Origin of the sequence: Rhizobium sp. CB3060, assembly GCF_025200735.1 — a bacterium.
Taxonomy (GTDB): Bacteria; Pseudomonadota; Alphaproteobacteria; order Rhizobiales; family Rhizobiaceae; genus Rhizobium.
On sequence record NZ_CP104161.1, the window covers coordinates 159,075 to 172,438 of the forward strand.

At 57.9% G+C, this 13,364-nt stretch carries 14 protein-coding genes; 1 reads left to right on the forward strand and 13 read right to left on the reverse strand.

The features are described from left to right. Window positions 1-5 precede the first annotated feature (5 nt). From N2601_RS32890 to N2601_RS32935, 10 genes are all read right to left on the reverse strand, one after another. A complete protein-coding gene (locus N2601_RS32890; protein WP_260305865.1) occupies window positions 6-1,265 on the reverse strand; it encodes an amino acid ABC transporter substrate-binding protein in 1,260 nt (419 codons plus the stop codon). Window positions 1,266-1,284: 19 nt separating this feature from the next. Then, window positions 1,285-3,663, reverse strand: coding sequence for a xanthine dehydrogenase family protein molybdopterin-binding subunit (locus tag N2601_RS32895; protein WP_260305866.1), 2,379 nt, complete (start codon window positions 3,661-3,663; stop codon window positions 1,285-1,287). Beyond that, entirely contained in the window at window positions 3,656-4,138 is a 483-nt protein-coding gene (locus N2601_RS32900) for a (2Fe-2S)-binding protein (protein WP_260305867.1), read from the reverse strand. The genes N2601_RS32895 and N2601_RS32900 overlap by 8 nt, the downstream gene beginning before the upstream one ends. Window positions 4,139-4,161: 23 nt before the next feature. Further along, window positions 4,162-5,028, reverse strand: coding sequence for an FAD binding domain-containing protein (locus tag N2601_RS32905; protein WP_260305868.1), 867 nt, complete (start codon window positions 5,026-5,028; stop codon window positions 4,162-4,164). Window positions 5,029-5,041: 13 nt separating this feature from the next. Next, the gene (locus tag N2601_RS32910) at window positions 5,042-5,974 is read right to left on the reverse strand and encodes an alpha/beta hydrolase (RefSeq protein WP_260305869.1); all 933 of its coding nucleotides are present in this window, start codon (window positions 5,972-5,974) and stop codon (window positions 5,042-5,044) included. Between the two features lie 50 nt (window positions 5,975-6,024). Next, on the reverse strand, window positions 6,025-6,498 hold the full coding sequence (locus N2601_RS32915) for an SRPBCC family protein (RefSeq protein WP_260305870.1): 474 nt from the start codon (window positions 6,496-6,498) through the stop codon (window positions 6,025-6,027). Window positions 6,499-6,773: 275 nt separating this feature from the next. Further along, on the reverse strand, window positions 6,774-7,073 hold the full coding sequence (locus N2601_RS32920; RefSeq protein WP_260305871.1) for a hypothetical protein: 300 nt from the start codon (window positions 7,071-7,073) through the stop codon (window positions 6,774-6,776). A 379-nt stretch (window positions 7,074-7,452) separates the two neighbouring features. After that, the gene (locus N2601_RS32925; protein ID WP_260305873.1) at window positions 7,453-7,827 is read right to left on the reverse strand and encodes a COG4315 family predicted lipoprotein; all 375 of its coding nucleotides are present in this window, start codon (window positions 7,825-7,827) and stop codon (window positions 7,453-7,455) included. A gap of 26 nt (window positions 7,828-7,853) precedes the next feature. Next, window positions 7,854-8,483 (reverse strand): YbhB/YbcL family Raf kinase inhibitor-like protein, encoded by a 630-nt coding sequence (locus tag N2601_RS32930; protein WP_260305874.1) that lies wholly within the window; start codon window positions 8,481-8,483, stop codon window positions 7,854-7,856. Window positions 8,484-8,537: 54 nt separating this feature from the next. Continuing rightward, complete coding sequence (locus N2601_RS32935) at window positions 8,538-8,849, reverse strand: putative quinol monooxygenase (protein ID WP_260305875.1); 312 nt, start codon at window positions 8,847-8,849, stop codon at window positions 8,538-8,540. Window positions 8,850-8,957: 108 nt separating this feature from the next. Between N2601_RS32935 and N2601_RS32940 the strand changes: the two genes are divergently transcribed. Next, on the forward strand, window positions 8,958-9,926 hold the full coding sequence (locus N2601_RS32940; protein WP_260305876.1) for a GlxA family transcriptional regulator: 969 nt from the start codon (window positions 8,958-8,960) through the stop codon (window positions 9,924-9,926). 68 nt (window positions 9,927-9,994) lie between these two features. Here the strand turns inward: N2601_RS32940 and N2601_RS32945 are convergent, their stop codons facing one another. From N2601_RS32945 to N2601_RS32955, 3 genes are all read right to left on the reverse strand, one after another. Then, a complete protein-coding gene (locus N2601_RS32945) occupies window positions 9,995-11,158 on the reverse strand; it encodes a DUF3095 domain-containing protein (RefSeq protein WP_260305877.1) in 1,164 nt (387 codons plus the stop codon). 74 nt (window positions 11,159-11,232) lie between these two features. Beyond that, window positions 11,233-12,633, reverse strand: a complete 1,401-nt coding sequence (locus N2601_RS32950; protein ID WP_445945077.1) for a heavy metal sensor histidine kinase — start codon at window positions 12,631-12,633, stop codon at window positions 11,233-11,235. A gap of 28 nt (window positions 12,634-12,661) precedes the next feature. Further along, complete coding sequence (locus N2601_RS32955) at window positions 12,662-13,345, reverse strand: heavy metal response regulator transcription factor (RefSeq protein WP_260305879.1); 684 nt, start codon at window positions 13,343-13,345, stop codon at window positions 12,662-12,664. Window positions 13,346-13,364 lie beyond the last annotated feature (19 nt).

Genomic DNA, 13,364 nt, shown 5'->3' on the forward strand with positions numbered 1-13,364 from the left:
TAGGCCTACATGCCTTGTGCCTTGCTGAGGGGCGAAATTAGATCGCCGGTGCGATATTGGTCGGGGTAGACGATGACCTGTTTACCCTCTTGGCGAAACTGCTCGGCATCGCCATCCTTGACGTCCCGGAACTGGATCATGACAACGCGGGGTTGCGCCCATTCGCCGTCGGCGCCCCACCGGATTGGCCCGACGATTGTTTGGACCTCGTTGGAGCGTAGATATTTGGCGAGTTCGGCATTATCCAGGCTTCCGGTGGCCTTGATGGCCTGTTCGAGGATCTGACCGGACGCATAGGAGAAAGGAGCGACATAGTAGCCAAGGGTCTCGACATTGGCGGCCTTTGCCCTGACGGCATACCGGTCCAGAAATTCTTTGACGCCGGGAAACGCCATGGTCTTTTCCGGGACGTAGGTGTGATAGTTGACGATCCCGTTCAACTGGGAGCCCAGGCCCTGCATCACGGAGGCATACTGAAGCCCAACCATGCCGCCGCCGAACAGCTTCACGGAAGATCCAACACCGATCTCGTTGACAGCGCGGATGATTGCTGTGGAATCTGCCGGATAAGAAGCGACGAAAACCATGTCAGGAGAGGCGGCGCGGATGGCCCGGATCATTGCCGAGAAGTCCACGGTTGTTGGCGGATAGGTCTGCTCGTAGACCGTTTCAAAACCGGCCTTTTCGGCAAGGGTTTTGGCACCCGCCAGGATGTTCTGGGAGAACTCCTGGTCTGCCGCTAAAAACGCAACCTTCTTCACCCCGACCTTTTCGCCGAGCTTGAAGAAACCACCTACCCAGCTCTCCGCGTTGCTCCAAGGGGAATTGTTGAACCACATGTCGTGGTGCACCTTGGAATTGATCTGGTAGCCGATCTGCCCGATTAGAAGCTTGCCGCGTTCCTTGACCATCGGCATAACCGCCGCCGCGGGCACGGTGCCGTAGGGCGCGATTAGAAGGTCGGCCTTGTCGAGGTCGATCAGCTTGGAAAAAATTCCAGGGCTTTGGGCGGGACTCCCCTGGTCGTCATAGGTGACGAGTTCCACCTTTCGGCCAAGAAGCCCCCCGCGCGAATTGACCTCCTCCACCCACATTTGCAGTGCAAGCTGCGATTGCCGGCCGCCCGCGGCGAGCGGCCCGGACAAGGCCATGCTCGTGCCGATCTTAATGGGCTGGTCCTCGGACCAGGCAGGCTGCGCTAAGGTCAGGGCCCCCATTGTGAGAGCCATGGCCCGAAGTAATTCCCGTTTTGTAAAATCTGACATGGTTTCCTCCCTGAAATTGTCAGTCGTTTTCTGCGGAACTTAGCCGATCGAGCCCCTCGAGGACCCGCTCCGGCGTCATCGGCATATGTCGGAGACGAAGGCCGATGGCGTCGAAGATCGCGTTCGCGATGGCCGGCGCCGTCGGCGATGTTGTTGCCTCCGAGAAGCCCTTCGCCTGATAAGGGCCGTCAAATTGCGGGATCTCAACGATGTGGGTCGAAACGTGGTCGTTCGACGGAGCATCTTTTGCAGTCAGGAAGCGATACGACGAAAAGTCGCCATTGCGCACGCCTCCCTCGCTGATCTGCAACTCCTCCGAGATCGCCTGGCCAAGGCCCATTGAGATTGCGGCATGCATCTGGCCTTCGCACGACATCGGGTTGATCGCCTTGCCGAGATCGTTCGCGATGGCGATTTTCTCCAGCTTGACCTGGCCGGTTTCGATATTGACGGCCACCTCCACGGCCTGGGCCGCGCGCGTGCAGAAGGAGAATATCTTGCGCATACCGTCGTTTGCGGCATGCCCTGTCTCCGGGTCGATCTTGCTTGAGGGGACCGTGAAGGTAGCCTTGCCCAGCAACTCGCCACCAATTGGCAGGAAGGAGCCAGTAAAAAACACCGTACGGAAGAGATCACGCACACGCATTGAACGTCCCGGACTTTCCTTCACGAAAACGACCATATCGGCAAGGTCGAGCTCTTCGGGCGTTGCCTGCATCATCTGGGCCGCCATCGTCAGGATCTGGTTCTTCACATCCTCGCAAGCCATCAGTACGGCGTTGCCGGCCGCAAATGTGAGGCGGCTCGACCCGGTCAGCTGGTCGTAAGGAGTGACCCAAGTGTCCACTTCAGCCGTCCTTACTTGCTCAGGCGCGACCTTGAAGAACTCCGCGGTGATCTGGATAAGAGTCGTCGAGCTGCCCTGGCCGATATTACCGGCGCTATGGCGAATTTCGACAGTCTCGTCGTTATGGATCTTGACGATGGCAGAGGATGCAGACGGGGCCACGCTGTCCTTGTTTGCAAAGGCGATGCCCCTGCCGCGGCGCCACGGCCCGTGTTCCCGTTGCAAGGGGCCGTGACGCTCCAGGCCGGCCTTGATCTCGTCGAGCAGCTCGGCGCCCGCGACTGAATGCTGGATTTCGCCGGCTGCGTTTATCTCATTTTCCTTGAGAACATTCTTGCGGCGAATCTCGTAAGGATCCATTCCGATCGCATGCGCGAGCTCATCGATGTGAGACTCCAGTCCGAAATGGATTTGGGTGTTGCCAAAACCGCGATAGGCGACGCCTGGAGGGTTGTTGGTATAGACAACGTAGTTGTCGAGCTTGAAATGTGGGAAGCGATACGAGCCGAGCGGCCCGTAGCTCGCCTGGCGGGTGACGAGGAAGCCGTGCTGAGCGTAGGCCCCGCCATTCACGAGCACGAACATCTCGCAGGCTGTAATGACCCCATCTTTGCGCACGCCAGATTTGATACGCATTTCGAAGGGATGCTGCACTCCTGCCCAGCAAAGCGATTCCTCGCGGGTATAGATGATCTTGATGTGTCGGTGGCCGGCGGCGCGTGAAAGCACGGCACACAGGCCTTCTGCCTTCATCTCGATCTTGCCGCCGAAACCGCCCCCGACATATTTCGGGATAATAACCCGGACACGGGAATGTGGGATGTCCAACGCCTCGCTGATTTGGTTGAGCAGCGGATAGGCGGCCTGAGCGGACGACCAGGCCGTTACCTTACCGTCGGAGTCCCACAGCGAGATCGAATTGTGGCGCTCCATTGTGGCGTGCGCCATCATGGCGTTGGAGTAGGTCTTCTCCAGGACGACATCCGCTTCTGCAAAGCCTTGCGACACTTCGCCGGTGCGGATCCTGTAGTAACCGAACGCGTTGGGGTGCTTCGGGTCGTATTGCACGGGTCCGATAGGCACGCGGCGGTAGTTGGCCTGGTCTTCGTGGATGATCACCTTGGGATCGGCTTCGAAGGCCTCCCACGGGTCGAAGATTGCCGGCAGGTCCTCGTAGTCGATTTCGATCAGATCACAGGCTTGCTCGGCAATCGCCTCACTCTCGGCTGCGACCGCGGCCACCGGCTCGCCGATATAGCGAACCTTTCCCCGGGCGAGCAACGGCTCGTCATAACAGCCAAACCCGAACAAGGTCTGGGGGCAGTCTTTGTCCACGATGACGGCGTGAACGCCCGGCAACGCTTGTGCCCGACTGATATCGATGTTGATGATCTTGGCATGAGGGCGCGTGCTGCGTTTGATTTTTGCCCAGAGCATCCTTGGGAACTCGAGGTCGATTGCGTATTTGCCAAGGCCGGTGACTTTTCCCGGACCTTCCTCGCGAATGACGTTCTTGCCGATTACGTTGAATTCTTGATCTGGACTATTCATGTGCGTGGCTCCGCATTTCGCTTGCAGCTGCCAAAACTGCATCGATGATCTTCACGTAGCCGGTGCAGCGGCACAGATTTCCTCTGAGCGCATCGCGCACTTCGGCTTCCGTCGGGTCTGGATTACCTTTCAAGAGTGCATCGGCCGTGACGATCAGGCCCGGCGAACAGAAGCCGCACTGGACAGCGCCGAGCTCCAGAAACTTCCGTTGGAGCGGATGAAGCGTATCACCATCGGCCATGCCTTCGATCGTCGTGATCGACTTGCCGTCCACCTGGACCGCCAGCGTCAGGCAGGATCTGACGAGTTCACCATTGACATTGACGGTGCAGGAGCCACAAACGCCCTCACCGCATCCTTCCTTGGTACCCGTCAGGCCGACTTCCCATCTCAGAAGGTCGAGCAAGAGTGTATTCGCTGGGACGTCCAACGAATGTGATCGCCCATTAATCACAAGCGTGATGTTGCTTCGCATAATGTGGTTCCTCCTCCTCAAGTCTACGCCACGCGGCTTGCTGCCGCCTGCAAGGCGTCGCGCACATAGACACCCACAAGCCTGCGCCGGTACTCGCCGGATGCATAGACGTCGCTGTCTGGCGAACAATCCTCAGCCGCGATGGCAGCCGCATGAAGGATTGCCACGTCGTCGAGCTTGCGTCCGATGAGCGCCTCCTCCGCTCGCGAAACACGGACAGGCGTTTCGTCGGCGCCGGCAAGCGCGATCGTCGCGCTGCTGCAGATGCCGTTCCTGGTTGAAACGATTGCTCCTGCCGCAACAAGTGGGGTTTCCATTGCAGCTCTTCCGGCATGAGCCAGATAGGCCATGCCCGGCTTGTCATTGCGTCTGGGTATCCGCACTTCGCGAACCAAATCAGCGACGTCGAGAGAAGTTGTCATATGGCCTACGAAGAACTCGCTGATTGGAACGATGCGTTCACCTTCCGGCCCGACGACGACAAGCTCGGCATCCAGGGCTAGCAAGGCCGCTGACGGATCGCTCGCCGTATGTCCGACACATATATTGCCAACGACGGTCGCGGTGTTGCGAACCGCTGTCGTTGCGATCCTGGCGATAGCCTCGGCCAGTAAAGGAAACTCCTTCTGGACGATGTCGTTACGCAAGACGTCGCTCTGCGTTGCGGTGGCGCCGATACGGAGCGTATCGGCGTCGCCTTCGATGTAGCGCAGGCCGGGTATGGCCTTAACATCCACCAGAAGCTCTGGCGCCATGATGCGGAACTTCATGACGCGCAGTATCGACTGTCCCCCGGCGAGCAGTTTTGCCCCATCCGGATTGGATGCCAGTGCCGCGCAAGCCTCTTCGATACTTTTGGGTGCGAAGTAGTCAAAAACCGGTAGCGCCACGTTCGTTGCCTCCTTAAGCGATCTCTGCGATGCGCTCTTGCGGCGCATCCGCCTTGAGATACCGATCATACCACTTGATCGATTCCGCGATCACCTTTTCGAACACGTCCGGATTGACGAACTGATAGACGTCGTAATGATCGGCGTTCGGGATGGTGACGAGCTTCTTCGGCTCTTTGGCCTTTGAATGAAGCGCATAGCACTCGTCGATCGGCACGAGACCGTCGCATTCGGTATGCATGAAGAGGATAGGACGGGGAGCAATGGCGTGCGCGAAATCCTCGGGTTTCCACCGCAGAGTCGCTTCGGCATTTTCCAGAGGATAGCCTTGCGTATAGGTTTCCGCCGCCTTCACCTTCTCCTGGATGACCTGCCGGGAGTGGGGATCGCCAGGCATCAGCTCTGTGACGTCAACGCGGCGGGATTCTCCCGTCAGAACCCGCTGGCGGCGGTCCTCGGCGAGGACGTCCTGAAACTTGAGCCACTCCCAGTGCTTGCGAAGGCTTTTCAGCCAGCGCTCACCGTTGCCGACGGGCACAACAGACACCACACAGCGGACGCGGTCGTCGGTTGCGGTCGCGACCACGACATTGCCTCCACCGAATGACGTGCCGTAGAGTGCAATGCGATCGGTATCCACCGAGGGCAAGGTGGAGACGAAGGTGATAGCATTGCGAATATCCTCCACTTGCTCCGGCGGTATCAGACGCGCGCGCACACCCTCGCTCTTGCCGAAGCCGCGATGGTCGAATGCAAATGCCACATAACCGTGTACGGCCAAGCGCTCAGGGACGGGGAGAAGGTAGACGTCCTTCATGCCGGTGTAGCCGTGGCAGCACACCACTGTAGGGCGCTTTTCTCCTGGCTTGAGATCGTCAGGCTCATAGAGCAGGCCCTTGAGCTTCACGCCTTCACTAAAGAACGTTAATTCCGTAACCTTAGGCATAGTTCTACCTTTCAATTCATTGAATGAGGGGTTGGTGAATCCTGGAATTTCTATTCCGCTTCAGCCGTAACGGTCTCATTTTGCAGGCGCTTCACGAGTGTCTCGAAAAAGCGATCGGCAATTTTCTTGCTGGTGCTGGCGATCAGGCGCTGTCCCAGCTGAGCGATCTTCCCATTGACGTTGGCTTCGGCCTCGTAGGACAAAAGCGTACCGCCCTCGTCGTCTGGTGCCAGTTTCAAAGCCGCACCTCCCTTGGCAAATCCGGCGATGCCGCCGTCGCCTTCGCCGATAATCCGGTAGCCGTTCGGAGGATCCAAATCCTCCAAGCGGACTTTACCTCTAAAGCGCGTCTTCAACGGACCAAGCTCCAGCCGGACCACGGCCGCGAAAATGCCGTCTGCACGAGCTTCCAGCTCCTCGCAGCCTGGAATACATTCGCGAAGCACGTCCGCGTCATTGAGCGCGGCGTAAACCTCAGCTTGACTTGCTGGCAAAGAATAATTTCCCGATAGCAAAACAGCCATCATCAACCTCCCTGGATACATTTGGCCGGCCTCGCTTGGATGCGCCGTGCCTCACCTAACCGGCCGAAGGAGCTTTGCTCCCCGACCCAAATTGCAATAGAATTTGATCAGCGGCACGCCGCCATGCACCAACTCCCGTCTGTGAAAGCCGCAGAGCTGCCAAGCCTCAATGGTTGGCTTCGCGAGGCGGAACACGACGTGGTCGATAAAAACTCTGAGGACGCGATCGTCGCGGCTTCCGTCGTCGCCTCTAAAAAGAGGCAATCCAGTGCGTTCTAGCGCAATGCCGCTGCGTTGTTGATTGCGACCGGTACCTCGTAGATCGAAAGTGTCGGTGGCGTGCCATAGCGTTGCGTCAGCGACTGACGCCACTCTTCGGTGTATAGCGCTTCCGCATCAGCCCGGCTCGACCAAACGTAGAATGCTCCACCCTGGCCGGCACCATCGAACAGATAGTGCTTGCTAAGAAGACCCGGCATTCCGGTAAATCGCGGCGCGGAGAGTTCGTAAGCTTCCTTTACCTGCTCCGTCGTCGTTCCGGCGGGAACGGGGAACAGCACCAAAGCTGCGATCAAGGTTTCTTCCTCCTATGTCTCCCAAGCGGCTCCATCCGCCTGTCAAGGAACAAGCCCTTGAATAACCGTGACGGTAATCCAGGCTCTGATATTGGTCCAATATCATTTTGCTACGAGCCGATACCCGACTACTATCGCTGTCTCTAGTGCGCCTCATGCAGACCGGTTTAGCGGCAACATGGAGCGCGCCTGCAAAGAACGGAATGACGGCGAAGAACAGGTCAAGATCCTGTGCAGGTAAGTTGGCGGCCCCATCTCAGCCAGTAGCAGTTGGCGATGGCCTGCGGAGCTTGCCAAGGTCCAGACGGATTGATCGTCTGAAAAGCATCTCTTAGAAAGGTGGCGCGGAAGCCTTCTGCTTCCGCGCCACCGTTGAAAATCAGGGCTTCGCGACGTCCCAAACACCACCGACGCCGTCTCCGGTGACGTCGCCTTGCTTGGCGTCCTTGATCCAGTAGTAGAGCGGCTTGCCGTCCTTTGCCCATTGCTTCGTGCCGTCTTTGCGGGTCACGATCGAGTAGGCGCCATTGGCCTTGGCGTTGTCGGCGGCAATAGCCGGGGGCCAGTTTTGGGCGCATTCATCGTAGCAATTCGAGGTGCCCGCTTCGTCCTTCTTGAAGGTATAGAGCGACCGACCCTTTTCGCCGGAAAGTACCTCCCCCTTCTCCGTCTTTACCGTCTTGAAGGGAGTGGCGGCAAAGACAACACCGGTCATCGAGGCCAGCAGGATTGGTACGAGAATAAGTTTCTTCATGATGATCTCCAGGTTTTGATGATTGATTAGCGGCCGTAGGCGGCTGTAAAGGACGCCTTGCCCAGCAGTTTGTCGCCGAGGCCCTTGTTCAGGACGAAGCCATGCAGGGCTGCCGTGCCGGTTTTTGGAACGCCCGCTGCCGCGTCGATGTCATCGACCGCGAGTGCAAAAAGCGTAAATTCGTACGGGTGCGGCTTGTCGCCAGCCGGCGGGCACGGGCCGCCATAATTGCCGTTGCCGCCGGTTGCACCCGTGTCCTGGTAGTCGTTGACGCCGCCATAGGCGCCCGCCGGCAGATTTGCCGGGGCATTGCCGGCACCCTGGGCCAGCTGCGTGACGTTGGCCGGGATATTATAGACCGTCCAATGCCAGAAACCGCTGCCGGTCGGGGCATCCGGGTCATACACTTGCAAGACAAACGACTTGGTGCCCGCAGGCGCGTTTTTCCATTGCAGGGCCGGTGAGATATTTCCGCCCTTGCAGCCAAAGCCATTGAGGACGAATTTGTCGTCGATCGTACCGCCAGACGCAATGTCAGGGCTCGAAAGCTCGAACTTGTCTGACGAACCGGCAACGGCCGGCACTGACGCAAGGCCAGTCGCGCTAACGAGGAGCGCGGCAAGCAGTGAGAAGCGGGTAGATGCTTTCAGGGTCATGTGATTGCTTTCTAAATATTGGCCGAGGCCTTTGCCTGTCCTCGACGCAATGTGTCAGTTTGCCGTCGTTTCGTTCTTCAGGCCCAACACCTGGATCAGCTCGATGGCGGGCGCCATCGCGAATAGGTCCGGTGCCTTTGCCATCAGAGTTTGCGCGATCGGGCCGGACAGGTGGTCCTGCCGCGCCTTCTCGTCATGGAACGCGTCAAATATGGCGAACGTCGAATTCGACAGTCGCAACGCGAACCAGATCGGGGTCGAGCTTTCGTCCCTCGCCATTTCGAGCGCGGCTTTCAGGAAGTTCTCGACTTCCGCCTCTTTGCCGGGCTTGGCTTCGAGACGGGCAAACAGGGCGTACTGGATCATTGAATTGATCTCCTTCACAGAGCGTCGAACATCCGACGAAGACCAGAGTAGGTGCGGAGTTTCCTAAACGGTATTGCCGCAAATGACATTTTCGGTATCATAAGCGCCATGAAGATTGCTGTCCTTGCCCACAACAATGTGTTCGACACCGGCTTGGCGGCCGTGCTCGACACGCTGGCCATTGCCAACGAACTAGCTGCACTGGAGTCGTTTCCGGTGCCGCGGTTCGAATGTGTGATAGCCGGCGTTAGAGAGGCCGTACAGACCTCGCTAGGCCTAAGCGTGCCGGTGCAACCCGCAGCCACTATCAGGCATCCTGACTGGGTGATTGTTCCAGCGCTCGGCGCCAAAATGCCCGAACCATTACTTGAAGTGTTGGATCGGCGGGAGACTCAGGAAGCCGCTGAACAACTGCAAGCCTGGCATGCCGATGGCGCGCGGATCGGGGCGGCATGTATCGGGACGTTTATCCTTGCCGAGTCCGGGTTATTGTCCGGCCATGAGGCGACGACCGCATGGTGGCTGGGGCCGCTATTTCGTCAACGCTACCCCGAAGTCCGGCTCGACGAACAACGCATGTTGGTTCCATCAGGCGACGTCGTCACCGCCGGCGCTGCAATGGGGCATATGGAACTCGCTCTGTGGCTGGTGCGTCAGACAAGTCCGGCACTGGCCGATATGGTGGCACGCTACCTCCTCGTGGATACAAGGCCGTCGCAAGCCCCTTACATGATCCCGATGCATCTGGCGAACGCTGATCCGCTGGTTCAGCACTTCGAACGCTGGGCTCGCAGCCGTTTGCACGAGGGTTTCAATTTGGACGTTGCCGCAGATGCTCTGCATGTCAGCAAAAGGACGCTCCAGCGCCGTATGGAAGCCGTGCTTGGGAAATCGCCGCTGTCTTATTTTCAGGACCTGCGTGTGGAACGTGCCGTGCACCTCTTACGCACCAGTCGCAAGGACATCGAGGCAATCGCCACGGAAGTAGGCTACGCCGACGGGGTCACACTGCGCACGCTGCTGCGCCGTCGACTCGGTCGCGGCGTGCGCGAGCTTCGGGCCGTTTATGACCCATGAACGAGCGGATCAATGCTGCGCGTCCGACCCGTCGTCTATCGACCAAACAATTGTCGATCCTCCAAAAATCACCCGGCTCTTGTTCCGCCCTTGTTCAGATTTCGCGCTGCCATAGCGTAGCCTCCGGCTCCACCATCTATGAAGTGCATGTGGTCGCGGCTCATGGGGGAAGAGGCGATGCAGGTCATCAGCGCTGAATCCTGCTGGTGCAGGCCGTAGCGGCAGATGCCGGCCGCTGCCCCAACGGCCAACCGCTCCTCAAGGAGGCGCAGCCGGTCGAGGTTAATGTCAATTGTCATCTTTAGCCCGTCATCGAACTTGCGATAGTCGGAATTGCGGGCGAGATCTCGTGTGCTTTGTTTGAAGTTGAAAGGCCCGAAATTAATCCCGAGCCGAAAGCATGCGAATAGGATCAGGCTCTGCATGGCGATGAAGGGCCAGATGAGCAAGCGCCAGCCTCTCGACGCGCTCGCGCGAGATTCGATTGTAACGCCCCGCATCGAAAGGCGTGGATCGGGCCCTTCCTTCGGAACCGGATGGCCCCCCCGCTCCTCTCCCTCGGTCAGTGCCACGATGTCGCCGATGAGCGCCTGGAACTCAGGAGTGCTGACGCGTTCGCTCGGCACCGCGATGATCGACACGATCGCTCCATGGCGCGAGACGATCGGGCTCCAGCGGCACGACAATCCGGTGAGATCAGGCCGTGTGCCTGGAGGAGCCGCCTCGATCCGGTAGCGCCCCGCCTTCATTTCGGTTTCCGCCCAACTGGCGCCGCCTCCCGAAAACATCGCATAAGAAACCACCTCGCTTGCCTTGAAGCGAGCGACGCGCATGTCATGTCCTTTGGCGCGAATATCGGCAACTGGGACGAGCGCGGCACGCAGCTCTAGCCCGAGTTCTTCCGCCACCCACGTCTTGGCGGCGGCAAGTGCCTCTGTCGCCTTCGCAGACAATGTCCCCGGCACCGCCGCCATCGCTCCATCGCCACCGAAGACGAATGGCAGATCCCGCTCTTCAAGCCCATTCATGAGAGCCGAGATGACGCTCGCGCCTGCCATGTTCACGCTCTTGTATTGTCCTTCCGCGATCGCGCTCGTCGAGCTGACGATATCGGCAACAGCCAGCCACCAGCCATCCGGCAAGGGTCTGTAATTCGTTTCGTCGGCGACGCCTTCAAACGCGTCGAAAGGAGGCAGGCTCTCATAGAAACACTTGTTTTCTGTCTGCGCCATTAACGCAACGACCTTTCGGGATAATCATTTTTTACTTGCGGCGAAGGCATTTGACCGCCGCTGGTGAGATCACATTAAAGAAATTTTATCTCCATCTGATTTGCTTCCCGAACCGAAGGATGAGGGAAGTTAAGGCGAAAGCGGATCACGCCAGACGCCGGGAGGTCAACAGTCGCCGATCCATCATGCAATTTCATGATGGCCTGTACAATCGCCAGCCCGAGGCCGTGGGTTTCTGTCGATGTGCTGCGTGATCGATCGACCTTGTAGAAACGATCAAATAGACGACCGAGCTCATCGACAGAGATTTCTGGCCCCGCGTTTTCGACCTCGACAGACGACTCTTGGTCATTCCCATGGCCACGAAGGTAGATGGTGGTATCCGCTCTTCCATGCCGAACCGCATTGACGACCAAGTTGCCTACCGCCCGACGCCACAGGCCAGGATCAACCATAGCAAGCCCTTGCGCCTCGACCTGAAAAGCCAATCCTTGCTCCGCAGCCAGTCCCTCGAAATAGTCTGCGACTTTCCGCAACTCCCGCTGCATGTCGATGGTCTTACGCTCGATGGCCTGGGTGGCATGATCCGCCCGGGCAAGGAAGAGGATGTTCTCGCTCAATCTGTTTAGATGTTCGAGCTCTTCCAGATTGGATTCCAGGAGATATTGATATTCCTTCACTGAGCGAGTCTTGGCCAGAGTTACCTGAGTTTGCCCTATCAAAACACCCAGTGGCGTGCGGATTTCATGAGCCAAGTCGGCCGAAAACTGCGATAGGCGTTGATAGCCGTTCGCTAAGCGATCAAGCATGGCGTTGAAAGCAGCGGCCAGTGAGCGCAACTCTATCGGTGCCGACTTCTCGTCAAGTCGAAGTTCGAGTTTCCCTGGATGGATCTCGGCCGCTTTCCTCGCCATGCCGCCAATAGGCCTCAACCCCTGCTTTAAGAGGGCATAACCGAGGAGAGTTGCAAGAGTGACGCTGACAGCGATTGCCCAGACCGCTCGATCGCGATACGCACCAAGCATCTCGCGTTCGGCCGTCATGGGATGGCCCGCCAGGACGAGCAGCGATTTCCCGTCTTCCAAAGCTTTCGTTGTAATAGATGCCCAGTAAACCACCGTTCCATTGGCTAATGTTGTCTGGGAGTGCTTGACCTGCTGTTCTCCCTCCGAGACCTCACTTCGCATCCGCGGAAGTTCTACATGATCGGGATTTACCTCTATTACCGTTTCCCCCGAGGATCTCCTAAAGACTAGGACATCCCGTTCAGCGCCGAGCATATTTGCGACCAGAAGCGGCCGAGCCTGCAGGTCGTTCATGGAGTACATTTTGTTTGCGAGGCGCGCAAAATAGACGACACGCGCCGCAAGAATGGTGCGTAGCCGGTCTTCCTGCGCCACCCGCACAGAATTGTAAAAGTAAAACCCGAGCGAAATTGTGAGGATCAAGATCACGGATGCATAGGACAGGGCCATCCGCAATATCAAAGAATTTTTGAACCACTTACTGATTATCATAGCTATCGCAGTTCAGGCCATATCCAACACTCCTCACGGTATAGATCAGCTTCCTGTCAAATGGCGCATCGATCTTGGCACGCAAGCGCTTCACAGCCACGTCAACGACGTTCGTATCGCTGTCGAAATTCATATCCCAGACCTCTGATGCGATCTGGGTCCGAGATAAGACTTCCCCCTGGCGTCTGATGAGCAAGTGCAGCAGCATGAACTCTTTGTTCGTAAGCGGAATTTCAACGCCTGCGCGCATGACTTTTCGGCGCATAACATCAAGCCGGAGATCGGCCGCTTCGAACACGTCCGTCTCGCGGATGGTCCCTCGGCGCAAGATCGTCCTAATCCGCAACTCAAGCTCGACAAATGAAAACGGCTTCACAAGATAATCGTCCGCTCCAAGTCGTAGACCCTGGATGCGACTACTTACGTCGTCACGAGCCGACAGGAAAATAATTGGGAGATCTTGCTCGAGGCGGATGCGCCGGATTATTTCCCACCCATCGAGTCCAGGCAGCATGACGTCCAGAACGATCAGATCATACTGAGATTCCATCGCCATATGGAGACCGTCCAAGCCGGTCCTGGCGAGGTCGACGGAGTAGCCATTTTCTCTCAGTCCTTTCCGCAGGTAGTCGCCGGTCTTTTGATCGTCTTCAACAATGAGGATCGCCATTCTCCGCACTCCACATGCA

Coding starts and splice junctions, on each gene's coding strand:
- N2601_RS32910 (WP_260305869.1), bottom strand. CDS start 5,974: ATGCCTAAGGTTACGGAATTAACGTTCTTTAGTGAAGGCGTGAAGCTC.
- N2601_RS32955 (WP_260305879.1), bottom strand. CDS start 13,345: ATGGCGATCCTCATTGTTGAAGACGATCAAAAGACCGGCGACTACCTG.
- N2601_RS32890 (WP_260305865.1), bottom strand. CDS start 1,265: ATGTCAGATTTTACAAAACGGGAATTACTTCGGGCCATGGCTCTCACA.
- N2601_RS32930 (WP_260305874.1), bottom strand. CDS start 8,483: ATGACCCTGAAAGCATCTACCCGCTTCTCACTGCTTGCCGCGCTCCTC.
- N2601_RS32945 (WP_260305877.1), bottom strand. CDS start 11,158: ATGGCGCAGACAGAAAACAAGTGTTTCTATGAGAGCCTGCCTCCTTTC.
- N2601_RS32895 (WP_260305866.1), bottom strand. CDS start 3,663: ATGAATAGTCCAGATCAAGAATTCAACGTAATCGGCAAGAACGTCATT.
- N2601_RS32940 (WP_260305876.1), top strand. CDS start 8,958: ATGAAGATTGCTGTCCTTGCCCACAACAATGTGTTCGACACCGGCTTG.
- N2601_RS32935 (WP_260305875.1), bottom strand. CDS start 8,849: ATGATCCAGTACGCCCTGTTTGCCCGTCTCGAAGCCAAGCCCGGCAAA.
- N2601_RS32915 (WP_260305870.1), bottom strand. CDS start 6,498: ATGGCTGTTTTGCTATCGGGAAATTATTCTTTGCCAGCAAGTCAAGCT.
- N2601_RS32950 (WP_445945077.1), bottom strand. CDS start 12,633: ATGGCCCTGTCCTATGCATCCGTGATCTTGATCCTCACAATTTCGCTC.
- N2601_RS32900 (WP_260305867.1), bottom strand. CDS start 4,138: ATGCGAAGCAACATCACGCTTGTGATTAATGGGCGATCACATTCGTTG.
- N2601_RS32925 (WP_260305873.1), bottom strand. CDS start 7,827: ATGAAGAAACTTATTCTCGTACCAATCCTGCTGGCCTCGATGACCGGT.